Source organism: Aminobacter sp. MDW-2 (assembly GCF_014250155.1).
Lineage (GTDB): Bacteria > Pseudomonadota > Alphaproteobacteria > Rhizobiales > Rhizobiaceae > Aminobacter > Aminobacter ciceronei.
The window spans coordinates 3878871-3900356 of sequence record NZ_CP060197.1 but is presented as its reverse complement, the minus strand read 5'-3'; the positions used below and the strand labels follow the sequence as shown (position 1 = coordinate 3900356).

Genomic DNA, 21486 nt, shown 5'->3' with positions numbered 1-21486 from the left:
TATGCCTGAAGCCTATATCGTCGACGCCGTCCGCACGCCGGTCGGCCGCAAGAAGGGCTCGCTTGCCGCCCTGCATTCGGCAGACCTTGGTGCCCAGCCGATCAAGGCGCTGATCGCCCGCACCGGCATCGACCCGAACGCGGTCGATGACGTCATCTATGGCTGCACCGACACGATCGGCTCGCAGGCCGGCGACATCGCCCGCACCTGCTGGCTGGTGGCGGGTCTGCCCGACCATGTGCCTGGTGTAACCGTCGACCGCCAGTGCGGTTCGGCACAGCAGGCGGTGCACTTCGCCGCGCAGGCGGTGATGAGCGGTACGCAGGAGCTGGTGATTGCCGGCGGCGTGCAGAACATGAACATGATCCCGATGGCGTCGGCCATGCTGGTCGGGCCGCAATTCGGTTTTCCCGATCCGTTCAGCACCTCGCCGGGTTGGCGCGCCCGCTACGGCGACCAGGAGGTCAGCCAGTTCCGCTCGGCCGAAATGATCGCCGAGAAGTGGCAGTGCAGCCGCGACGAGATGGAGCAGTTCGCGCTGGAGAGCCACCAGCGCGCCATTGCCGCCATCGACGCGGGACGGTTCACCAATGAGATCGTGCCGGTCGGCGACTTCGCCGTGGACGAGACGCCGCGCCGCGACACATCGCTCGACAGGATGGCGACGCTGAAGACGCTGGTCGAAGGAGGCCGCGTGCATGCCGGCGTCGCCAGCCAGAACGCCGATGCGTCGGCCGCACTGCTGATCGCCTCGGAACAGGCGGTGAAGGACCACAACCTCAAGCCGCGCGCCCGCATCCACCACATCAGCGTGCGCGGCGACGACCCGGTCTGGATGCTGACAGCGCCGATCCCGGCGACGCGCCATGCGCTTATGAAGACCGGCCTGAAGATCGAGGACATCGACCTGTTCGAGTGCAACGAGGCCTTTGCCTCGGTCCCGCTCGCCTGGATCAAGGACCTTGGCATTCCGCGGGACAAGGTCAACGTCAATGGCGGCGCGATCGCACTCGGCCATCCGCTCGGCGCCACCGGCGCGCGCATCATGACCACGATGCTGAACGAACTCGAGCGCCGCAACGGCCGCTATGCGCTGCAGACCATGTGCGAAGGCGGCGGCCAGGCCAACGTGACGATCATCGAGAGGCTCTGACCATGCCGTGCTATGCCTTTGAAGGCATCGTGCCGGTGGTCGACCCCACTGCTTACCTGCATCCGACGGCGATGCTGATCGGTGACGTGACCATCGGGCCGCGCTGCTACATCGGCCCCGGGGCGTCGCTGCGGGGCGATTTCGGCCGCATCACAGTCATCGGCGATGCCAGCGTGCAGGACAATTGCACCTTGCACACCGGCTCGGGCTCGGACTGCATCGTCGGCCGCGGCGCGACCGTAGGCCACGGCGCCATCCTGCATGGCTGCACGGTGGGCGAGAATGCACTTATCGGCATGAATGCCGTGGTGCTCGACGGCGCCGTTATCGGCGACGACAGCCTGGTGGCAGCGCTCAGCCTGGTGAAGAACGAGGTGGTGACGCCTCAACGTAGCCTGATCGCCGGCAATCCAGCCAAGGTGATCAAGGAAATGCCGGAAGCCGCTATCATCTGGCGCAACAATGGCGACGGTGAGTATCAGCGGCTGGCCGACCGGTCGCTTGCCGATCTCGTGGAATGCGAACCGCTCCGCGTCGCGGAACCTGGCCGCAAACGCAACACCGGCAAGGCGCGCGCTGTGCGCCTGTCGACCAAGACAAAGTGAGAAGGACTGACATGGCAGCGATCTGCGAAAACAGGGTTGTGATCGTCACCGGCGCCGGCCGCGGCCTCGGTCGCGCCTATGCGCTGGGCCTCGCGGCCGAAGGCGCGAAGGTCGTGGTCAACGATCTCGGCGTCGGCACTCATGGCGACGCGACGGCGGAGACGCCGGCGCAGCAGGTGGTCGACGAGATCAAGGCCATGGGCGGCCAGGCCGTCGCCAACTATGATGACGTCACCGATTTCGAGGCCGGCGGCCGCATCGTCAAGGCCGCACTCGACGCCTTTGGTGACCTGCATGCCGTGGTCAACAATGCCGGCTTCGTGCGCGACCGCATGTTCGTGTCATGCACGCCCGATGAATGGGACGCGGTGCTGCGCGTGCATCTGCGCGGCCATTTCTGCGTCAGCAGACACGCCGTCGACTATTGGCGCGCCCAGCAGAAGGCCGGCAAGACGGTCGACGCCCGCATCATCAACACCTCTTCGGGCGCCGGCCTGCAGGGTAGCGTCGGCCAGAGCGCCTATTCGGCGGCCAAGGGCGGCATCGCATCGCTGACACTGGTCCAGGCAGCCGAGCTCCGCCGCTACGGCATCACCGCCAATGGTCTTGCGCCGAATGCCCGCACGCGCATGACAGAGACCGCCTTTGCCGAGGCCATGCAGGCCAAGGACGGCGAGTTCGATATCTTCGCGCCTGAGAACACCGCACCCCTGGTTGCCTGGCTGTGCAGTTCGGCGTCGGCTGAAGTGACCGGCCAGATCTTCGAGCTGATCGGCGGCAAGATCCGCATCTGCCTCGGCTGGAACGACGGCCCTGAATTCGACAAGGGCAGCCGATGGGACGCAGCCGAGCTCGGCGACCGGATCAAGGAACTGGTGGCCACGCGTCCGGCACCGAAGGCGGTCTACGGGGCGTAGCCGAGCCACTGCGTCAGGAAGAACTGAAGGGCGTCGGGCAACCGGCGCCCTTTTCTTTGGTCAATGCAGCATCCCCGGGGATGCCGCATCCCGGGGGACGCGCAGTCTGGGCAACGCGGCCAAGAAAGAAGGGCGGCGCTTGCGCACCGGCCCTTGGGGAAAAGTCTGCACCTGCCGCTCCGGACCCCGCATCGGAGGGCAGGCGCACGCGATCAGGCGTCTTGGGGGACCTCTTCGCGCAGAATGTTCTTGAGCACCTTGCCTTGCGGGCTGGTGGGCAGGGACGGACGGATCTCGACGCTGCGCGGGCATTTGTAGTTGGCCATGTTGGCGCGCGACCAGTCGATGATGTCCTTCTCGGTGGCGCTGGTGCCCGGGCGCAGCACCACATAGGCCTTGCCGACCTCGCCGAGACGCTCGTCTGCCACACCGATCACGGCAACGATGCCGATGGCCGGGTGCTGACTCAGGATGCGCTCGATCTCGGCCGGATAGCAGTTGAAGCCACCGGTGATGTACATGTCCTTGAGACGGTCCTCGATGCGCAGGTTGCCGTCGCTGTCGAAGTAACCGATATCACCGGTGTGCAGCCAGCCCTCGGGGTCGATGGTCTTGGCCGTCGATTTTGGATCGTTGAAGTAGCCCTTCATGACGATGTAGCCGCGGATCACCACTTCGCCGGGCTTGCCGTCGGGCAGGAAATGGCCGTCGTCGCCCATGATACGCACTTCCACGCCGGGAGCTGCCTTGCCGGCAGTGTTGGCAATCACCTCATCCGGGTCCGACGCCAGGCACATGGTGCCGTAGCCGCCGCACTCGGTCAGCCCATAGCCGTTTACAACGCCGGCGAAGCCGAGTTCCTCGCGCATACGCCGGATGAGGATCGACGGCACGACCGCGCCGCCGGTGACCCCGAGGCGCAGGCTGGAGGTGTCGAATTTTGCCAGGTCCGGATGCTGGAGCATGCCCTGGAAGATGGCAGGCGGACCGGGGATGACGCTGATCTTCTCTTCGGCGACGCGCTTGAGGATTTCGCCGGCATCATAGGTGAGATGCGGCATCAGAACCGCGCCACGCATCAGCGAAACGATGGCGCCGGAGCGATAGCCGAAGGCGTGGAAGAAAGGGGGGATGACCAGGATGCGGTCATGCTCGCGGATACCGACACGCGTTGCCCAGGCATCGATCGCCTGAAGGCACTGCTGGTGACCGTACATGACGCCCTTGGGATAACCCGTGGTGCCCGAGGTGAAGAGCATGTCGCAGAGATCATCGGGACCGACAGTGGCCTCGCGTGCGGCAAGCTCGGCATCGCTGATGCTGTCGCCCGATGCAACGAAGCTCTGCCAGTCGCGATCGCCTTTGCTGCCGTCGCCGATGACGACAACTTCGCGCAGCAGGTCGCGCGTCTCGGCACGGAGCTGGTCAGGGTAATAGGTGCCCAGGAAGTCGCCGACCGAAAACAGAACCGAGGTGCCGCTGCGCTTGACCAGTTCGGCGATCTCCGCGCCCTTGAAGCGGGTGGAGGCGGGAATGAGCACGGCGCCTGCGGTGACGAGGCCAAGGGCTGTGGCGAACCATTTCCAGGTGTTGGGCGCCCAGACCATGATGCGGTCGCCCTTCTCGACACCGGCTGCGATCATCGCCTTGGCGACGCGCTTGCGCATCGCGTCGAGCTCGACGAAGTTCAGCACGACGCCATTGTCCTCAACGGCCGTGCGTGTGCCATAGAGCTCGGCGGCGCGCGCGCAGAGGGCAGGAATGGTGGTGAACTTCCAGTCGGCGTCTTCTGAGATCATCTGTATACCTGGAGGCACTGGGCCTGTTCGACGGTATGGCGGCCGCGGACGGTCACCGGGCTAGTTTGGCGGGAACATAGGCGTCGGCGGGCGGCCAGCATCGTCCGAAGAGACGAATAAACCTTACGGCGACCGACATAAAGGCTGTAGGACTGCGTACAGACGCGCGCGACGGACCATGCCTGGAGTTATGACATGAGCAATGCCCCGCAACCTGTTGGCTCGACCTTCGAGGGCAGGGTCGTCATCGTGACCGGCGGCACCAAGGGCATTGGCCGGGCGATCGCCGAGGGTTTTCTCGGCGCGGGCGCAACCGTCGTCGTCTGCGCACGCACCGAGCCGGACAGCCTGCCGCATTCTAACGGCAACAGGGCGATCTTCATGCAATGCGACGTGCGCACGGCCCAGGCCTGCAAGGAGCTGGTCGACCGTGTCGGCGAGGAGCATGGCCGTATCGACGTGCTGGTCAACAACGCCGGCGGCTCGCCCCATGTCGACGCAGCGACGGTATCGCCGCGCTTCTCCGACGCCATCGTCAATCTCAACCTGATGGCGCCCGTCTACATGTCGCAGGCCGTTTACCACTGGATGGCGAGGCTGCCGGAAGGCGGCAACATCATCAACATCGCCAGCGTGTCCGGCCGCCGGCCGTCGCCAGGCACCTCGGTCTACGGCGCGGCCAAGGCCGGCCTGCTCAGCCTGACCACCAGCCTTGCGCAGGAATGGGCGCCCAAGGTGCGCGTCAACGCCATCATCGTCGGCCTCGTCGAGACCGAAAAAGCCGATGAGACCTATGGCTCATGCGAGGCACAGCAGGCGATTGCCGCCTCGGTGCCGATGAAGCGCATGGGGCGTGGAGACGACATCGCCCGCGCCGCCCTCTACCTCGCCAGTCCGACGGCGACCTTCGTCACCGGTGCGCAGCTCGAGGTGCATGGCGGCGGCGAGACACCGCTGTTCCTCGACCTGATCAAGCGTTACGCGCCGGACGCGAACTGACCGTGGCCGATCGCGCGGAAGTATCTGGTGCCGCGCCCGATCACGACCGGCTGGTCGAACTGCTCTATGCCGGTATCGGCGAAGCAAAGCCCTTCGACAGTTTTCTCAAGGGGTTGCGGGCATCGGTTGATGCTGAAAGCAGTACGCTGATCATCGAGCGCCAGCGCCGCGACCGACCGGGTGCGATCTATTCCGGGGCGGCGTCGGAAGAGCGCATCGCGCGCTACAACGACCTCTACACGCAAGACCCGTTCATCGACCTGCCGCTCGGCAAGGTGACGACGCTTGCCGAGCTTGTCGGCGAGGGAGGATTCTCCCGCTCGGAATTCATGACGAGTTTCATGACCGGCTCGGGCTGGATGCATGTCGTGGGTGCCGATATCGTCGAGCCCTCCGGGGCGCGGGTGCGGATGCGTGCGACACGTGTGCTGGGTCGGGACAATTTCGGTACGGCCGAACGAGAGTCGTTCCGACGGCTGTTGCCGCATCTGACGCAGGCGATGGGGCTATTCCTCAGGCTGAACGGGCTCGAGGCCGAGCGCGAGCTGTTCGCCGGTGCGCTGGGGCGGTTGGCGGTGGGCGCCATCATCGTCGACCGTGACTGCCGCATTCTGCAGGCAACGCCACAGGCCGAAGCGATCCTGGCCGAAAAGGACGTGCTAAAGAACGATCGCGGCAGGCTGCGCCTGCTCGACGAGGCCGGACCGAGCGGTGCGTTCACCGCGGCGGTGGCCGAGATTGCCGAGACGAGCGACGCCTCCTTTGCCGGCTCGCGCGCGTTTTCGATTCATCGTTCCTGCGGCGAGGCGCTCGGGCTCGTCGTCAGGCCGGCACCGCATTCGGCCAAGCTGCATGCGCCGCTGCGCGGCGCGGCACTCGTCATCATCGCCGACGCCGGCAGCAACGTTGCGCCGCAGCCTGCGGTGCTTGTCAGGCTGTTTGGCCTGACGCCGGCAGAAGCCGAGCTTGCGGCGCTGATGGGGCAGGGTCTCGACCTCGACGATGCCAGTGCCGCGCTCAGCATCACCAAGAACACCGCCAAGGCGCATTTGCGCATGGTGTTTTCCAAGACTGGAGTGAGCAGGCAGAGTGAGCTCGTGCGGCTGCTGCTGCGCTCGGTCGACGAGCTGAGCTAACGGCCGATTGACCGCAATTGCTGGGCTCGCCCGTTCGAACGATGCTTTGAGGCTCTGCCTGCGCGATGCTGCGATCGTTGCAGGACGTGGAGGAGCGCGGAATGTCCCTTGAGGTCAACGAGCTGGTGGCTGACACGCGAGCGGCGATGCGCCGACTGGCGAAGTCGGTGGTGATCCTGACCACGAGCCATCAAGGCCAGCGGCTGGCCATGGCCGCGACCGCTGTCGACAGCCTGAGCATGGAGCCGCCGTCACTGCTCGCCTGCGTCAACCGGAGCGCCTCGATCTTTGCCGCGTTCCAGGCGAAATTGCCATTCTGTGTCAACATATTGGCACGAAATCATGAAGTATTGGCGCAACGTTGTGGCGGCCAGGTGAAGGGCGAGGCGCGCTTCGCCGAGGGTGACTGGCGCGAGCGCCAGGGCATTCCTTATCTTGGCGACGCCCAAGCCAACATCTTCTGCGCCAATGACGGAGAATTCTATTATGGTACCCATGGTGTGTTCGTGGGGCGGGTTACCGACGTCGCACTGTTCGGCAGCATCGAGCCGCTGATCTATGCCGACGCCCGCTACGTCGGCGCGCATCTGGCAATGTGATACGAACGCAGGCAGCGGAAAGGCCCGCATGGTGGTGCCGGCCTTTGTCATTTTCGGTGCGGGAAAAGGCGGCCGGCACCTGGGTGCCGACCGCTGGTAACCTATTCGGCGGCAGCGACGCGCAGCTTCTTGCCGCGGAAATGCGGGATCACCTCGCTGCCAATCAGCTCGATCGTCTCCATGATCGCTTCATGCGGCACGGTGCCCATCTGCGACAGGAACATGATCTCGTCGGCACCGGCCTCGAAGAGGCGCTCGACATAGCGGATACAGTCCTCTGGCGTGCCATAGGCGTCGTTGATGTCGTCGAGATAACCATAGGCCTGCGGATTGTAGGCGATCTTGTCTTCGCCGAGCTTGGCGAACTTGTGCTCGCGCACCTTGTCGAGCGCCGCCAGATGCTCTTCCGGGCTCATGTCGTCGACCTCAGGCTTGGGACCGCCCTGATACCAGTGCGACAGCGCCTCGGCGAAGAAGCGCTGGCCACGCAAGCCGATGCGGCGGGCCTTGTCCCGGTCGCGCAGGACGATGGCCGGGCACAGGGCGGAGAGGTGCTCGGTCGGGCGGAATCCGACCTGGTCCTCTGGTTTGCGCTCGGCAAAGGCCTTCCGATAGGCATCGCTCTTGGTCTTGATCTCGTCGGGGCCGCCGAAACCCATGACCAGCGCACCGAGGCCACGCGAGCCGGCTGTCACCACCGCCTCCCAGCGTGTGCAGGCCATGTACATGCGCGGGTGCGGTTGCTGCAGCGGCTTGGGATGGACGGGGCGGGCTGGAAAACTGATGTACTGGCCGTCATGCTCGACCACTTCTTCGGTGAAGAGGCGCGGGATCAGATACATGCTCTCGTCGATCAGCGGCTGCAACTCGGCCAACTGGTAGCCGAAGGCACCGGCCTCCTGCTGGCTGCCGCCCTTGCCGACACCGAAATTGACGCGGCCATTCGACAGGATGTCGAGCATGGCGACACGTTCGGCGACCTTGATGGGATGGTTCATCGCCGGCGGCAGGCAGACGACGCCATGGCCGATCTCGAGCCTCTTCGTCTGGCCGGCGACAAAGGCGAGGAAGGTTTCCGGTGCCGACATGTGCGAATATTGCGTCAGGCCATGGTGCTCGACGCACCAGACCCCGTCGAAGCCGCTCCTGTCGAGCTGCACGCACTGTTCCACCATCTCGCGGAAAACCTGCTGCTCGGCCTCCCGATGGGTTTCGGCGATCTGCGCCTCGTAGATCATGGAAAATTTCACTGGCAGGATCCTCCGCTTGAGACAATTGCCCTTTCGGCATGAGCTGGAGTGTCCGGCTGGCAATCACGAAATTCATCGTTCGATCGGGTGAGGGCCGTTTTGCTGCTGATGGCATTGGGCCAGGCGAGGCAGCTGCTGGCTCAATTCAATGGTCCTTATGGACGATGCCTGCCAATCACGTTAGGCCGAAACGGCGGCATCGATTTCCGTGGAGACCAGACTATGACTTCCAGCATTCGCAGCCGGCGCGCCATTGTCGCCGCCCTGATGTCGTTCACCGCCCTGGCAGCTGCCGGCACGGCCAGGGCCGAAGAGACGATCAAGATCGGCGGCATCATGTCGCTGACCGGCGCGGGCGCCTCGATCGGCAAGAATGCCGAGGTCGCCTGGAAGCGTGCTGTCGACGACATCAACGCCGCCGGTGGCATTCTCGGCAAGAAGGTCGAGCTGGTGCTGGCCGACACGATGACCGACCCGACGCATGGCGTCAGCGAGATGCGCCGCCTCATCGAAAGCGAGAAGGTTGCGGCGGTAGTTGGCCCGGCAACCAGCCAGGAAACGACGCCGCTGATGCCGATCGGCACCGAAGCCAATATCGCCCAGGTTTCAAGCGCCGCCTCGACGCAGCTGACCCCGCAGGTCGGCCCGTACCACTTCTCCACCTCGCCGATCGGTGAGAACCAGATGATCCCCAACATCGCCTATGCGCTCGATACGCTGAAGCTGACCAAGCTGGCGCTGATCTCGGACAATGGCGGCATGTCGAAGGCGGCGGTGTCCGACATCGTCAACTACATGAAGGGCAAGGGCGTGGAGCCGGTCGCCATCCAGGAATTCGCCTTCCGCACCGAGGACATGACCCCGCAGCTGTTTTCGCTGCGAAACTCCGAGGCCGAAGCGGTGCTGCTGATCAACTCGATCGGCGACGACGCCCGCAAGATGCTGGAAAATCGCTATGACATCGGCTGGGACGTTCCCGTGCTGGCGAGCCTGACCATGACCAACTACGCCGTCGGCAACGCCGCCACAATCGGCACCGAGCCGTTCGAGGGCGTGTATTCGGTGCAGTTCGAGGGCATGACCTTCTGCCCGGGCGACGCGCTCGGCGAGAAGCCGTTCGCCAAGTTCGCCGAGAAGGCCAAGGCCGATATTGCCGATCTCGACCGCATGGGCGGACCCTCGGCGCTGGTGCCCTATTACATCCAACCCTTCATCCTGGCTGCCGCCATGAACGGTTCGGGCAAGACCGACGGCAAGTCGGTTGCGGCCTGGATCGAGGCCAACGCCGGCGAGATCAAGACGCTGACGGGCAAACTGGCGGCCAGCGCCGACAACCACTTCCTGCCGTCGGTCGAGAGCCTCAAGGTCGTCAAGAACCCATACCAGCTGCGCGAGGACGGTCTCGTCGAACGTGCCGACTGCGCCCAGTAAGCAGCAGAACGGTTTCAACTTGCGAAAGGCGTCGCCGGTTTCCGGCGGCGCCTTTTTCATTGGCTCACCCGATCGAACGATGCGGCGAGTCTTGGGGCTGGCTTTCACTCCAGCCGAAGAAATGCCGCGGAGGTTGGTTATGGAATTGGCGCTCGATGCAGATATTGCCGCGATGGCGGAGGTCGTCGCCAGGCGGCCGCCGCTCGACCTCGTCAATGTCGACATCCCGGCGTTGCGCGTTGCCGTGAACGCGGCGGGATGGCCGACGGAGCGCACCGAGATGGCCGCGGTCGAGAACATCACCGTTGCCGGCGGTGCCGGAGACATCCCGGCGCGACTCTACAAGCCACGTCAGGGCAAGGCATTGCCGCTGCTGGTCTTCCTGCATGGCGGCGGCTTCGTGCTGTGTTCGCTGGATACGCATGACAATTTCTGCCGGGCGCTGGCCAAGGCGGGCGATTGCGCGGTGCTGTCGATCGACTACCGGCTGGCGCCGGAACACAGGTTCCCGGCAGCCTACGAGGATGCTTTGGCGGCTCTGGAGTGGGCGGCGGCCAACGCTATCACGCTCGGCTGCGACGGCAGGAGGCTGGCGCTTGCCGGAGATAGTGCCGGGGGCAATCTGGCGGCAGCTGCCGCACTCCATGCCTCATCGGAGGTCCGCCTGAAACTGCGACACCTGTTGCTTTTCTATCCTGCTTCGGATCCCACGGCTTCCGGCACGAGTTACGACACTTTCCCGCAGACTCCATTCCTTAGCGCGGGAATGATGCGCTGGTACTGGCGGCAATATGTGGGTGAGCCGGCTGGCTTGGCAGATCCCCGTGTCGCGCTGCTTCGGTCCGTCGATCTTGCCGGGCTGCCGCAGACGACGATCGCCATTGCCGAATTCGATCCCTTGCGCAGTGAGGTCGAGGCCCTTTACACAGCGCTGGCCGAGTCCGGTGTTGATGTGGAAGCCAGGCGCTACGACGGTGTCTCGCACGGCTTTGCCAGCATGGTCGGATTGATCGGCAAAGCGCGGCTGGCGATCGACCACGGTGGCGCCAGGCTGCGCGATGCATTTGCCAGGAACGCCTGAGATGCTGGAGGCAAGGCTGGCGCGCGCCGAGGCAATGCTCGACATCATCGCGCTCGAGGCGCGCTATGCGCGCGCCTGGGACTGCTGCAATGGCAAGGCATGGGCCGATGTGTTCACTGCGGACGGCGTGTTCGAAATCGCGGCCGTCGGCGACCGCTCGGCGCTCAAGGTTGAGGGCAGGGAGCAACTGTCGGCTTTCTGCTTCGATTTCACGGCGAAATTCTCCGGCGTTCATGTGCCCGGTCTGCCGTTGCTCGACATCGACGGGGACGAGGCGACCGGTCACCTGCATTTCCAGTTCGTCGCCATCGGCCGGTTAACACCGAACCACACGATGAGCCGCACAGCTTGCGGCCAATATGATGTGCGTTATCGCAGGACCGAAAAGGGCTGGCGCATGGTCCATCGATTGGAAAAGGCGTTCAGCAGCGCACGAAGCGAATTCTTCGATTTCTGAGCGTTCAGCGCCTTTCCTCAAGTACCAGGTCAGCAGCGCGCCAGGCCAGCGCCATCACAGGGCCGTTGGTGTTACCCGATATCGGTGCCGGGATGACCGAGGCATCGATCACACGGAGGCCATCGACGCCATGGACGCGCAATCGCTCGTCGACGACGGCGTCGGCGTCATTGCCCATCCGGCAAGTGCCGACCGCATGCAGCCCCGACACGAAGGTCGCGCGGAAGGCAGCGAGCATGTCGTCGTCCGATTGCACTGCTGGGCCAGGCCAAAGCTCCTGCTTCACGAAGGGCTGCAATGCAGGCTGGGCGACGAAGTCGCGCATTATGCGCATCATCGAAATGGCGGTGCGCCGGTCGTTTTCCGTCGCCAGCCAGTTCGGCCGGATCGGCGGCATGTCGCGCATGTCGGCCGAGCGGATGGTAATCTCGCCGCGGCTTTCCGGCCGCAGGGCATAGCCGATGATGGTGATGCCGGGCTCGGCCTCTAGCTTCAGGCGGCCTTGCAGCAGCCCACGGGCGAAGGTGTAGGGTGACAGCGATAGCTGCAGATCCGGATAGGTGACGTCTGACGAGGAGCGGACGAACGCGCCGATTTCGGACGCACCGAAGCTCATCAGCCCCGTGCCGGCGAGATAATAGCGCAGCACCTCGCCGACGAGGCGCAGGCCACTGAAGCTGCGGTTGTGGCCATGCATTCCGGCAAGGCGATAGGGCAGCGCCACAACGAGGTGTTCGGCAAAGTTGCGGCCGACGCCGGGCAATTCGGTCACAGTCTGGACGCCAGCCGCCGAAAGCACATCATGGCGGCCGACGCCTGACACCTGCAGCAGTTGCGGTGACTGGATCGCGCCGCAGGCAACGATGACCTCGCTTGCCGACCGGGCGGTGCGTTGGCGACCGCCCACGAGATATTCGACGCCGACTGCCCGACGACCGTCGAACAGGATACGCAGAACCTGCGCGCCGGTTTGGACGACGAGGTTCTTGCGCCGCATCGCCGGTCGGAGGAAGGCGCGGGCCGCGCTCATGCGCCGCCCCATGTGGTCGACCGTATGCGTGTAGGTACCGACGCCATCGCGTCTGGCGCCGTTGAGGTCGTCGAGATGGTCGAGGCTGAGCGAAGCACCTGCATCGAGGATCGCCTGGCCGAGAGGGTCGGCGAGAGGACGAACACTGACCTGCAAGGGACCATTGCCGCCCCTGATGACATCGCCACCAAGCTGATGGTTCTCGATCTTGCGGAAGACTGGCGCCATCTCGGTCCAGCTCCAGCCCGTGACGCCGAAGTCGGCCCAGCCGTCGTAGTCCTCGGGGGCGCCCCGGCAATAGAGCATTCCGTTGATCGAGCTCGATCCGCCAAGCCCGCGGCCGCGCGCCCATGTCTCGGCTTCCGGCCGACCTTCTTCATGCTCGACAGGAAAGTTCCATGAGCGTTTCGGATGCTTCGTCAGCTTGACCCATCCCCGGGGCATCCGGACCAAGGGATGAAGGTCCGATGGTCCGGCCTCGAGGACAAGCACCCTATGTCCCGGGTCTTCGCTTAGCCTGTTGGCCACCACACAGCCGGCCGAGCCGGCGCCAACGATGATCGTGTCGAATTCTCTCATGCCGCGATGTCTTGCGCGTGCGCGTCGGCTCGCATCCTGCAAACGAACTAGCCCAGGCAAGCGTTGTTCAGGCCCAGGCCGACATATGCGGTAGTCCGCATGGACGATGTTCGGCTCGCCTGCATCCTGTGATTTCTCCTTGAGGAGTCGTCACGCCATGCCGCGTGGCGGCCTTGCGCGCACATCAATGCCGGCGCGCATCCAGACCGGCACCAAAGCCTACGTTCCTGGGGAGGAATGACATGAAGAAATCCATTCTCGCGGCAGCTTTGCTGCTGTCGACCGCGCTGACTGCCGCAGCACAGGACACCAGCGTCAAGCTCGGCGTGCTCAACGACCAGAGCTCTTCCTTCTCCGCGCTCGGCGGCACCGAGGTGACCGAGGCAGTCAAGCTGGCAATCTCCGACTTTGGCGGTCAGGTGCTGGGCAAGCCGATCGAACTGGTCTCGGCCGATCATCAGAACAAGCCCGAGATCGCACTGTCCATCGCCCGCGAATGGCTGGAGCGCGACAATGTCGACGCGCTGTTCGATGTCGCCAATTCGGCAATCGCGCTTTCGGTCAACAACCTTTTGGGCGAACAGAAGAAGCTCGGCTTCTTCGTCTCGCCGATGACCGACAAGATGACCGAGGCCGACTGCAACGGCTACGGCATGGCCTGGGCATACGACGCCTATTCGCAGGTGCGTTCGTCGGTCAGCGCCCAGCTCAAGGCCGGTGGCGAGACCTGGTTCATCCTGTCGCCCGACTATGAAGCCGGCAAGGTGCTGGAAGCCGGCGTGAAGACCGCCGTCGAGGAAGAAGGCGGCAAGATACTGGGTTCGGTGCGGGCGCCGCTCGGCACCACCGACTTCTCGTCCTACATCCTGCAGGCCCAGGCCTCGGGCGCCAAGGTTCTGGCGCTGACGGTCAATGGTCCTGAACTGGTCAATGCGCTCAAGCAGGTCCAGGAGTTCGGCCTGATCGACCAGGGCATGCGCGTGGCGCTGACCGTGCTGCACCAGTCGGATGCGCGCGCCATCGGCCTTGAAGCGCTGAAGGGCATCCAGTTTGCCGCCGCCTGGTATTGGAACACCGATGACGCTTCCAAGCACTTCAAGGAAGAGATGCAGAAGAAGACCGGCAATGCTCCGGGCTGGGTTGCGGCCGGTGCCTATTCCGCAGCGACCAATTATCTGAACGCCGTCAAGGCCGCCGGTACCGACGAGCCGACCGCGGTGCTCGCCAAGCTGCGCGAAGGCAAGATCAACGACCTGTTCGCAAAGAATGCGACGCTGCTGCCCAACGGCCGCCTCGTGCATGACATGCAGCTGCTTGAGGTGCGTGCGCCCGGCGAGGCATCCGATGCGCAGGACGTGTTCAAGGTCGTGACCACCGTTCCTGCCGACATCGCCTTCCGCTCGATCGACAAGAGCGCCTGCAAGCTGGCCAAAGGCTGATCCGACAGCGCCGGACGGCACGCTCGCCGTCCGGCGCGTCCACCCGATGGGAGTGACGACTTGCCCGGCTATCTGATCTTCGAGATCGAAATTACCGACGAGGCCGCCTGGCAGCACTATCGCGAGGTCGCCGGGCCGATCATGGCCGCCGGCGGCGGGCGTTTCGTCTTGTCGGGCGATCGAATCGAAAGCCTCGAAGGCGGCTGGCAGCCGGCGACGATCTCGGTGGTCGAGTTCCCGAGCGCTGACGCGGCGCGCCAATTCTACCATTCTGACGACTACCAGAAGGTGGTGGCACTCAGGCAGCTGGCATCACGCGGCAAGGGCATTCTCGTCGACGTATGACGGGCGCCCTGTGCCGCATATTTCCTAGAGTACGTGGAGGACAAGGTGCAGCAAGGCACTGCGGACGACTACATCATCGAGGCGTCCGGGCTGAGCCGGTATTTCTATGGCTTCGCCGCCGTAAAAGACGTCGACCTCAAGGTCCGGCGCAATACCATCCACGCCCTGATCGGCCCCAACGGCGCCGGCAAGACGACGACCTTCAACCTGATCACCAAGTTCCTGCAGCCCAGCGAAGGTACGATCCGATACAACGGCGAGGACATCACCGCGCTGAAGCCGGAAGAGGTGGCGCGCAAGGGCATCGTTCGATCGTTCCAGATTTCGGCGGTGTTTCCGCGCATGAGCGTGCGTGAAAACGTGCGCATGGCACTCCAGCGGCCGACGGGGACCTCCTATCGCTTCTGGCAAAGCGAACGCACGCTCGGCGTGCTCAACGATCGCATCGATGAACTGCTCGACGCTGTCGGCATGCTTTCCTATCGCAACCATGTCGCGGTCAATCTGCCTTACGGTCGCAAGCGCGCGCTGGAGATTGCCACGACGCTGGCGCTGGATCCCGAGATGCTGCTGCTCGACGAGCCGACCTCGGGCATGGGCCACGAGGACGTCGACCGCATCGCCGAACTGATCCGCAAGGTAGCAAGCGACCGCACTGTCCTGATGGTCGAGCACAATCTGTCGGTGGTTTCAGCCCTTTCCGACACCATCACCGTGCTGGCGCAGGGACGGGTGCTGGCCGAAGGCAACTACGAAACCGTGTCGCGCGATCCGCGCGTTGTCGAAGCCTATATCGGTGGCGCAGATGACTGAGACTTCCCAGGTGGTGCTCGACATCGCCGACCTGCATGCCTGGTACGGCGAGAGCAAGGCGCTCCACGGCATGAATTTCGACATCCGCGAGGGTGAACTCGTCACGCTGCTGGGCCGCAACGGCGCCGGCAAGACGACAGCGCTGCGCTGTATCATGGGCCTGGTGCGCAAGAAGACCGGTGTTATCACCTATCGCGGTGAGAACGTTGCGAAGCGGGCGCCCGAGATCATCGCCCGGCGCGGCATCGCCTACTGCCCGGAGGAGCGCGGCATCTTCTCGAGCCTGTCGGTGGCCGAGAATCTGGAGCTGCCGCCGGTCATCGCCAAGGGCGGCATGACCGTGGACGAGATCCTCGAGCTGTTCCCGAACCTCAAGGCGCGCTGGCAGAGCCCCGGCACCAAGCTGTCAGGCGGGGAGCAGCAGATGCTGGCCATCGGCCGCATCCTGCGCACGGGCGCCAAGCTTTTGATCTTCGACGAGCCGACCGAAGGCCTTGCGCCGGTCATCGTCAAGCAGATCGCCGTCGTGCTCGAGAAGCTGAAGGCGAGGGGCTTCACCATCCTTCTGGTCGAGCAGAACTTCCGCTTCGCTTCCAAGCTCGCCGACCGGCATTTCGTCGTCGACCACGGCAAGGTGGTCGAGCGCTTCAGCCGCGACGAACTCGCCGGCAATGAAGCCAAAATCCAAGCTTATCTCGGGGTGTGATGGCCATGATGGACCTGATTGGCGTTCCGCCAACCCTTCTTTTCGGCCAGCTGCTCGTCGGCCTCATCAACGGTTCGTTCTACGCCATGATGAGCCTGGGCGTGGCGATCATCTTCGGCATGTTGCGCATCGGCAACTTCGTCCATGGCGCGCAATACATGCTGGGTGCGTTCGGCGCCTGGTATCTCATGCGCTTGCCTGAACTGTTCCCGGGTCTTGGTCTGCCGTCGATCGGCTACTGGTGGGCGCTGGTCATCGTTCCGCTGGTGGTGGCTGTCATCGGCGCGCTGATGGAGCGCATCTTCATCCGCCGCGTCTACGATCTCGACCATGCCTACGGCCTGCTTTTGACCGTCGGCCTCGCCATGGCGATCGAGGGTGCCTTCAACGTCTACTACGGTGCCGCCGGCCAGATGTATGGCGTGCCGGAGTCTCTGAAAGGCGGCATCAATCTCGGATTCATGTTCCTGCCGATCTACCGCGCCTGGGTGATCGCTGCGGCAATCGTCGTCTGCTTCGGCACCTGGTACATGGTCGAGCGAACCAAGCTCGGCTCTTACCTCCGGGCCGCGACCGAAAATCCCGATCTCGTCCGTGCTTTCGGCATCAACGTGCCGCGCTTGTTGATGCTGACCTACGCGTTCGGTGTCGGTCTTGCCGGTTTCGCCGGCGTCATGGCAGCCCCGATCTACCAGGTCAGCCCGCAGATGGGGCAGGGCATGATCATCACCATCTTCGCCGTCGTGGTCATCGGCGGCATGGGCTCGATCTTCGGCGCCATCGTTTCCGGCCTGATGCTCGGCGTGATCGAGGGCCTGACCAAGGTCTTCTATCCGCAGGCCTCGGCAACCGTGATCTTCATCATCATGGCGCTGGTGCTGATCTTCCGCCCGGCTGGCCTGTTCGGCAAGGAGACGACGAGCCACTCGGTCGCCGACGTCTCGTCGGGCCGCTCCGGCAGCTTCCTCGAGAACGGTCGCCTGTGGCTCGCGATCTTCACGGTCGGCGGCGTGGCGTTGCCGTTCCTCGTCTATCCCGTCATGGGCATGAAGATCCTGGTGCTGGCACTGTTCGCACTCGCCTACAATCTGATCTTCGGTTACGTCGGCCTCCTCGCCTTCGGCCATGCCGCCTTCTACGGGGCATCGGCTTATGTGACTGCGCATGCCGCTGCCGCCTGGGGCCTGCCGACCGAGCTCTGCATCCTTCTGGGCGTCATGGTGGCGACGGCGATCGGCGCGTTGTTCGGCTGGTTGGCGATCCGCCGGCAGGGGCTCTACTTCGCCATGATCACGCTGGCGCTGGCGCAGATCATCTATTTCTACGGAGTGCAGGCGCCATGGACCCATGGCGAGGACGGGATCCAGTCGGTGCCGCGCGGCATGCTGTTCGGCGTCATCGATCTCTCCAACACGCTGAACATGTACTACGTGACCCTCGCCGTGTTCCTGGCCGGCTTCGCCTTCATCTACCGCATCATTCACTCGCCGTTCGGCCAGACGTTGAAGTCGATCCGCGAGAACGAGCCGCGCGCCATTTCGCTCGGCTATTCGACCGACCGGTTCAAGCTGATCGCATTCACGCTTTCGGCGATGCTGTCGGGCGTAGCAGGCGGCCTCAAGGCGATCATCTTCCAGCTGGCGTCGCTGGCCGACGTCTTCTTCATGACCTCGGCCGACGTGCTGCTGATGACGCTGATCGGCGGCGTCGGCACGCTGCTTGGACCGGTGGTCGGTGCGGCAGTGCTGGTGACGCTGCAACGCGAGTTGGCCACCCTCGGTGCCTGGGTCGTGGTGGTGCAGGGCATCATATTCGTTCTCTGCGTGCTGTTCCTGCGCAAGGGCATCATCGGCACGCTGGAGGAATTCCTGGCGAACCGCGCCGAGCGCAAGGCCCAGCAGACGGCCGACCACACCGAGGCCACCACCAAAATCACGGCAGCACCATGAGCGCGCCGTCGACTCTGGTCATCGGCATGGGGCCTGGGCTTGGCCAGGCTTTGGTGAAGAAGTTCGCGCGTGAAGGACATCGTGTTGCCTTTGTCGGCCGCCGCGCAGAAGCGATTGCACGCTACGAGCAGGAGCTGCGGGCCGAGGGCCTCGACGTTGCCGGATTTGTCGGCGACGCCGGCAAGCCCGAAGAGATGGACCATGTCCATGCGGCGATCCGCGAGCGGCATGGCGATGCCGAGGCGCTGATCTACAATGCCGCCATCATCGAGCCGGCGCGGTTCGTCACGCCGTCGCGGCTGGGCGAGGTGAAATACGGCACCGCCGACGGCTGGAAGTCGCATGGTGAGGCGGCCAGCGTCGACTACGTCGTCGACGCCTTCAGGACCAACGTGGCTGGTGCGCTGCATGCGGCCCAGGCCGTTGCGCCAGGAATGATCGACCGCGGCCGCGGTACGATCCTGCTCACCGGTGGTGTGCTTGCCTTTGGCCCGTGGATCGAATGGGGCGTGACCTCGCTCGGCAAGGCTGCGCTGCGCAGCCTTGGACACTCGCTGGAGAAGGAACTCACCCCTGCGGGTATTCATGTGTCGACTGTCGCCATCCATGGCACGATGCAGGCCGGAACGCCTTACGATCACGATCTGGTCGCCGCAGCCTACTGGAGGCTGCATGTCCAGCCGCGCGCAGAATGGCAGCCGGACTTCCACGTCAAGCAGGACGCCGAAGACGGCGGGGATCCCGACGTATGAGCGCGCCCGCGATCAGGTTCGACGGCAAGCGGGTGCTGGTGACTGGCGGCGCCAGCGGCATTGGCGAAACGGTGGCAAGGCTGCTCTCGGATCTCGGCGCACGCGTGGTCATTGCCGACCTGAACCGCGAACAACTCGATCCGGCGGCACAGCGCACCGCAGCAGCCGATGTCACCCAGGGCGACGTCGCAAGTGAGGACGATGCCGAGCGCATGGTCAGGGAAGCGATCACGGCTCTCGGCGGCCTCGATCTCGTTTTCAACTCTGCCGGCATCGGCGACGACCTCGTGCCGGTGCACGACCAGTCGGTGGAACGCTGGCAGCGCGTCATCGACGTCAACCTCAAGGGCACCTACCTGATGTGCCGCGCCGCATCGCGACCGATGCTCCGGCAGAGATGCGGCGCCATCGTGAATGTGTCGTCCATCGTCGGGCTCGGCGGCTTCCCGCGTCGCTCGGCCTATGCCGCGGCCAAGGCCGGGATCAATCACCTGACGCACACGCTGGCCTGCGAATGGGGTCCCTCGGGCATTCGCGTCAATGCGATCGCGCCGGCTTATACGCGCACGCCGATGGTTCAGGCTTTGCTCGAGCGCAAGGCATTCGACCCGACGATCCTGGAACGGCGTACGCCGCTTGGCCGACTGGCGCTGCCGGAAGAAATGGCGCGAGCCGCCGTGTTCCTGCTGTCGGACTGGGCGTCCTACATCACAGGCACGGTTCTGCCGGTCGATGGCGGCTGGAGCGCATTCGGTGGCGCGGGTGATGTGGTGTCCGCTTAGGGACAATGGCCAGGTGTAAGCTGCAATGCAAAAGGCCGCGCATTTGACGCGGCCTTTTGCGTTCTGGTAGCCCGCGTTCACTTGTTCCTGAAATCGTCCAGTCGGTTTTCGCGCAGCGCCAGCACCAGCTCGCGTTTGCGGATCTTGGCGGCCTCGACCGGCATGGTGTCGATGAAGTGGACGGCGCGCGGGGCCTTGTAGGCGGCAAGGCTCTCGCGGCAGTGGCGGATCAGCTCATCCGCGGTCGCGTCCTGTCCCTCTGCCTTCACGATGACCGCGACCGGGATTTCGCCCTTGCTCTCGTCGGGCGCGCCGACCACCGCGCACATGGCGACCGCCGGATGCTTGTAGAGCAGGGCCTCGATTTCCAGCGGATAGACATTGTGGCCGCCGGCGATGATGACGTCCTTCTTGCGGTCGACGATGAACAGGTAGCCGTCCTCGTCGACGTAACCGAGGTCGCCCGACTTCCAGCCGCCATTGCCGAAGGCCTCGGCAGACGCCTTTTCGTCCATCCAGTAGCCTTGGGCGACGCAATCGCCCGAGATGATGACCTCGCCGATCTGACCCTGTGGGACGGCGTTGCCTTCGTCGTCGACGATCGAGATACGCGAGCTGCCGACGGGCAGGCCGGCGGAGCCTGGCTTCCGGATGCCTGCCGTCGGCTCCATGACGTTCTGGCCGCTGGTCTCGGTCGAGCCGTAAACTTGCGTGACGCGGGCGCCCGACAACTCCTCGAAGCGTCGGATGACCGGCTGAGGTACAGGTGAGCCGCCCGTCGTGCAGATGCGCAGCGACGACAGATCGTGCTTGGCCGGATCGACCTCGTTGACCATGTAGACATACATGGTCGGCGTGCCGCCGAAATAGGTAGCCTTGTATTCGCCGATTTCGGAAAGCACACGCTGGGTATCCCAGCGCTCGTGCAGGACGATGGTGCCACCGGTGTACAGGCAGAGGTTGAGCGTCACGGTCAGGCCGAAATTGGTGAACAGCGGCACGGCGCAGAGATAGACTTCCTCGGCAAAGCGCGTGCGGTGCGAGACCATCATGTCGCGCAGTGTCGAGCACTGGTTGAACTGCGATTGCGCGGCGCCCTTGGGCGCGCCGGTCGTGCCGGAGGTGAAGAACAGGGCGCAGATGTCGTCCATGTGGCAAGCGACGTCTTCGAATGTCGCGGGTGCCGTGGCCATCAGCGAGGTGAGGTCGTCGGTGCTGCCGTCGCCCGAAACGACCAGGCAATGGGCGAGATCGGCGAACTCGGCCCTGATCTCGGAAAAATAGGACCAGGTCGAGCTGTCAGCGACGAGCGCCTTCATGCCGGTCTGGGCAACGATCTTGCGCAGCTCGGCGTGGCGGAACATGGCGCTGAGCGGGGCCGGGATCGCGCCGAGGCGCTGACAGGCCCAGAAGCCGATCGCCATCATCGGCGTGCTCGGCAGATAGAGCCCGACGCGGTCACCCTTGGCCACGCCGCGCGCCTTGAGCACATTTGCCAGCTGTGCCGTCAGTTCGGCGAAGCGGGCATAGGTGATCGTCTCCTTGTCGGAGATGATGAAGTTGCGCTCGCCGATCAGCCGTGCGTTCCGCGCCAGCACCTGGCTCAGGATTTCCATGCTCGTATTTCCTGCAGTCGAAATTGGGATTTTGTGGCGACTAGAGAA

At 64.4% G+C, this 21486-nt stretch carries 20 protein-coding genes and 1 pseudogene; 17 read left to right on the top strand and 4 right to left on the bottom strand.

What is annotated here, in order from left to right:
* The first annotated feature begins 1 nt into the window (after position 1).
* From H5P29_RS19275 to H5P29_RS19265, 3 genes are read left to right on the top strand one after another with little or no spacing between them, the layout of a single operon-like run.
* The gene (locus tag H5P29_RS19275; RefSeq protein ID WP_154387387.1) at positions 2–1153 is read left to right on the top strand and encodes an acetyl-CoA C-acetyltransferase; all 1152 of its coding nucleotides are present in this window, start codon (positions 2–4) and stop codon (positions 1151–1153) included.
* A gap of 2 nt (positions 1154–1155) precedes the next feature.
* Positions 1156–1758, top strand: coding sequence for a gamma carbonic anhydrase family protein (locus H5P29_RS19270; protein WP_154387388.1), 603 nt, complete (start codon positions 1156–1158; stop codon positions 1756–1758).
* Between the two features lie 11 nt (positions 1759–1769).
* Entirely contained in the window at positions 1770–2675 is a 906-nt protein-coding gene (locus tag H5P29_RS19265; RefSeq protein WP_067962164.1) for an SDR family oxidoreductase, read from the top strand.
* A 212-nt stretch (positions 2676–2887) separates the two neighbouring features.
* On the opposite strand, the gene H5P29_RS19260 is transcribed toward H5P29_RS19265, so the two are convergent.
* A complete protein-coding gene (locus tag H5P29_RS19260; RefSeq protein WP_185910136.1) occupies positions 2888–4474 on the bottom strand; it encodes a FadD3 family acyl-CoA ligase in 1587 nt (528 codons plus the stop codon).
* Between the two features lie 195 nt (positions 4475–4669).
* Between H5P29_RS19260 and H5P29_RS19255 the strand changes: the two genes are divergently transcribed.
* From H5P29_RS19255 to H5P29_RS19245, 3 genes are all read left to right on the top strand, one after another.
* A complete protein-coding gene (locus tag H5P29_RS19255; protein WP_154386537.1) occupies positions 4670–5473 on the top strand; it encodes an SDR family oxidoreductase in 804 nt (267 codons plus the stop codon).
* Positions 5474–5475: 2 nt separating this feature from the next.
* The gene (locus H5P29_RS19250) at positions 5476–6609 is read left to right on the top strand and encodes a helix-turn-helix transcriptional regulator (protein WP_154386536.1); all 1134 of its coding nucleotides are present in this window, start codon (positions 5476–5478) and stop codon (positions 6607–6609) included.
* Positions 6610–6710: 101 nt separating this feature from the next.
* Complete coding sequence (locus H5P29_RS19245) at positions 6711–7208, top strand: flavin reductase family protein (RefSeq protein ID WP_154386535.1); 498 nt, start codon at positions 6711–6713, stop codon at positions 7206–7208.
* 101 nt (positions 7209–7309) lie between these two features.
* On the opposite strand, the gene H5P29_RS19240 is transcribed toward H5P29_RS19245, so the two are convergent.
* On the bottom strand, positions 7310–8458 hold the full coding sequence (locus tag H5P29_RS19240; RefSeq protein WP_185910135.1) for an LLM class flavin-dependent oxidoreductase: 1149 nt from the start codon (positions 8456–8458) through the stop codon (positions 7310–7312).
* A gap of 222 nt (positions 8459–8680) precedes the next feature.
* On the opposite strand from H5P29_RS19240, the gene H5P29_RS19235 reads away from it, so the two are divergent.
* Genes H5P29_RS19235 through H5P29_RS19225 form a run of 3 tightly spaced genes read left to right on the top strand, consistent with a single transcriptional unit; the run spans position 8681 to position 11427 of the window.
* The gene (locus H5P29_RS19235; protein WP_154386534.1) at positions 8681–9889 is read left to right on the top strand and encodes an ABC transporter substrate-binding protein; all 1209 of its coding nucleotides are present in this window, start codon (positions 8681–8683) and stop codon (positions 9887–9889) included.
* Positions 9870–10970, top strand: coding sequence for an alpha/beta hydrolase (locus H5P29_RS19230; protein WP_154386533.1), 1101 nt, complete (start codon positions 9870–9872; stop codon positions 10968–10970). The genes H5P29_RS19235 and H5P29_RS19230 overlap by 20 nt, the downstream gene beginning before the upstream one ends.
* Position 10971: 1 nt before the next feature.
* Positions 10972–11427 (top strand): nuclear transport factor 2 family protein, encoded by a 456-nt coding sequence (locus tag H5P29_RS19225; RefSeq protein WP_182574175.1) that lies wholly within the window; start codon positions 10972–10974, stop codon positions 11425–11427.
* Positions 11428–11431: 4 nt separating this feature from the next.
* Here H5P29_RS19225 and H5P29_RS19220 read toward each other — a convergent pair whose 3' ends face one another.
* The gene (locus H5P29_RS19220) at positions 11432–13036 is read right to left on the bottom strand and encodes a GMC family oxidoreductase (RefSeq protein ID WP_067962144.1); all 1605 of its coding nucleotides are present in this window, start codon (positions 13034–13036) and stop codon (positions 11432–11434) included.
* Positions 13037–13278: 242 nt separating this feature from the next.
* Here H5P29_RS19220 and H5P29_RS19215 point away from each other — a divergent pair, with 242 nt between their 5' ends.
* The 8 genes and pseudogenes from H5P29_RS19215 (at position 13279) to H5P29_RS19185 (ending at position 19822) form a co-directional block, all read left to right on the top strand.
* Positions 13279–14475 (top strand): ABC transporter substrate-binding protein, encoded by a 1197-nt coding sequence (locus H5P29_RS19215; RefSeq protein ID WP_154386531.1) that lies wholly within the window; start codon positions 13279–13281, stop codon positions 14473–14475.
* Positions 14476–14535: 60 nt separating this feature from the next.
* On the top strand, positions 14536–14820 hold the full coding sequence (locus H5P29_RS19210) for a DUF1330 domain-containing protein (RefSeq protein ID WP_067962140.1): 285 nt from the start codon (positions 14536–14538) through the stop codon (positions 14818–14820).
* 45 nt (positions 14821–14865) lie between these two features.
* Positions 14866–15633 carry an ABC transporter ATP-binding protein gene (locus H5P29_RS19205; RefSeq protein ID WP_067966563.1) on the top strand — a complete coding sequence of 256 codons (768 nt, stop codon included), beginning with the start codon at positions 14866–14868 and terminating at the stop codon, positions 15631–15633.
* Positions 15626–16339 (top strand): ABC transporter ATP-binding protein, encoded by a 714-nt coding sequence (locus H5P29_RS19200; protein ID WP_067962138.1) that lies wholly within the window; start codon positions 15626–15628, stop codon positions 16337–16339. Before H5P29_RS19205 ends, H5P29_RS19200 begins: the two co-directional genes overlap by 8 nt.
* A 5-nt stretch (positions 16340–16344) precedes the next feature.
* A pseudogene (locus H5P29_RS32960) lies at positions 16345–17253 on the top strand (branched-chain amino acid ABC transporter permease); the annotation flags it as partial.
* 126 nt (positions 17254–17379) lie between these two features.
* Positions 17380–18288, top strand: a complete 909-nt coding sequence (locus tag H5P29_RS32955; protein ID WP_348640627.1) for a branched-chain amino acid ABC transporter permease — start codon at positions 17380–17382, stop codon at positions 18286–18288.
* Positions 18285–19040 (top strand): SDR family oxidoreductase, encoded by a 756-nt coding sequence (locus H5P29_RS19190; RefSeq protein WP_246670851.1) that lies wholly within the window; start codon positions 18285–18287, stop codon positions 19038–19040. Before H5P29_RS32955 ends, H5P29_RS19190 begins: the two co-directional genes overlap by 4 nt.
* On the top strand, positions 19037–19822 hold the full coding sequence (locus H5P29_RS19185; protein WP_154386529.1) for an SDR family NAD(P)-dependent oxidoreductase: 786 nt from the start codon (positions 19037–19039) through the stop codon (positions 19820–19822). The genes H5P29_RS19190 and H5P29_RS19185 overlap by 4 nt, the downstream gene beginning before the upstream one ends.
* 77 nt (positions 19823–19899) lie before the next feature.
* Here the strand turns inward: H5P29_RS19185 and H5P29_RS19180 are convergent, their stop codons facing one another.
* Positions 19900–21438, bottom strand: a complete 1539-nt coding sequence (locus H5P29_RS19180) for a class I adenylate-forming enzyme family protein (RefSeq protein ID WP_067962133.1) — start codon at positions 21436–21438, stop codon at positions 19900–19902.
* Positions 21439–21486 lie beyond the last annotated feature (48 nt).

Excerpts from the sequence above, each read along its gene's own strand:
- H5P29_RS19235 (WP_154386534.1), top strand. The coding sequence starts at position 8,681 with ATGACTTCCAGCATTCGCAGCCGGCGCGCCATTGTCGCCGCCCTGATG.
- H5P29_RS32955 (WP_348640627.1), top strand. The coding sequence starts at position 17,380 with ATGGGCATGAAGATCCTGGTGCTGGCACTGTTCGCACTCGCCTACAAT.
- H5P29_RS19220 (WP_067962144.1), bottom strand. The coding sequence starts at position 13,036 with ATGAGAGAATTCGACACGATCATCGTTGGCGCCGGCTCGGCCGGCTGT.
- H5P29_RS19275 (WP_154387387.1), top strand. The coding sequence starts at position 2 with ATGCCTGAAGCCTATATCGTCGACGCCGTCCGCACGCCGGTCGGCCGC.
- H5P29_RS19180 (WP_067962133.1), bottom strand. The coding sequence starts at position 21,438 with ATGGAAATCCTGAGCCAGGTGCTGGCGCGGAACGCACGGCTGATCGGC.
- H5P29_RS19200 (WP_067962138.1), top strand. The coding sequence starts at position 15,626 with ATGACTGAGACTTCCCAGGTGGTGCTCGACATCGCCGACCTGCATGCC.
- H5P29_RS19225 (WP_182574175.1), top strand. The coding sequence starts at position 10,972 with ATGCTGGAGGCAAGGCTGGCGCGCGCCGAGGCAATGCTCGACATCATC.
- H5P29_RS19185 (WP_154386529.1), top strand. The coding sequence starts at position 19,037 with ATGAGCGCGCCCGCGATCAGGTTCGACGGCAAGCGGGTGCTGGTGACT.
- H5P29_RS19245 (WP_154386535.1), top strand. The coding sequence starts at position 6,711 with ATGTCCCTTGAGGTCAACGAGCTGGTGGCTGACACGCGAGCGGCGATG.
- H5P29_RS19215 (WP_154386531.1), top strand. The coding sequence starts at position 13,279 with ATGAAGAAATCCATTCTCGCGGCAGCTTTGCTGCTGTCGACCGCGCTG.
- H5P29_RS19270 (WP_154387388.1), top strand. The coding sequence starts at position 1,156 with ATGCCGTGCTATGCCTTTGAAGGCATCGTGCCGGTGGTCGACCCCACT.
- H5P29_RS19265 (WP_067962164.1), top strand. The coding sequence starts at position 1,770 with ATGGCAGCGATCTGCGAAAACAGGGTTGTGATCGTCACCGGCGCCGGC.
- H5P29_RS19190 (WP_246670851.1), top strand. The coding sequence starts at position 18,285 with ATGAGCGCGCCGTCGACTCTGGTCATCGGCATGGGGCCTGGGCTTGGC.
- H5P29_RS19260 (WP_185910136.1), bottom strand. The coding sequence starts at position 4,474 with ATGATCTCAGAAGACGCCGACTGGAAGTTCACCACCATTCCTGCCCTC.
- H5P29_RS19255 (WP_154386537.1), top strand. The coding sequence starts at position 4,670 with ATGAGCAATGCCCCGCAACCTGTTGGCTCGACCTTCGAGGGCAGGGTC.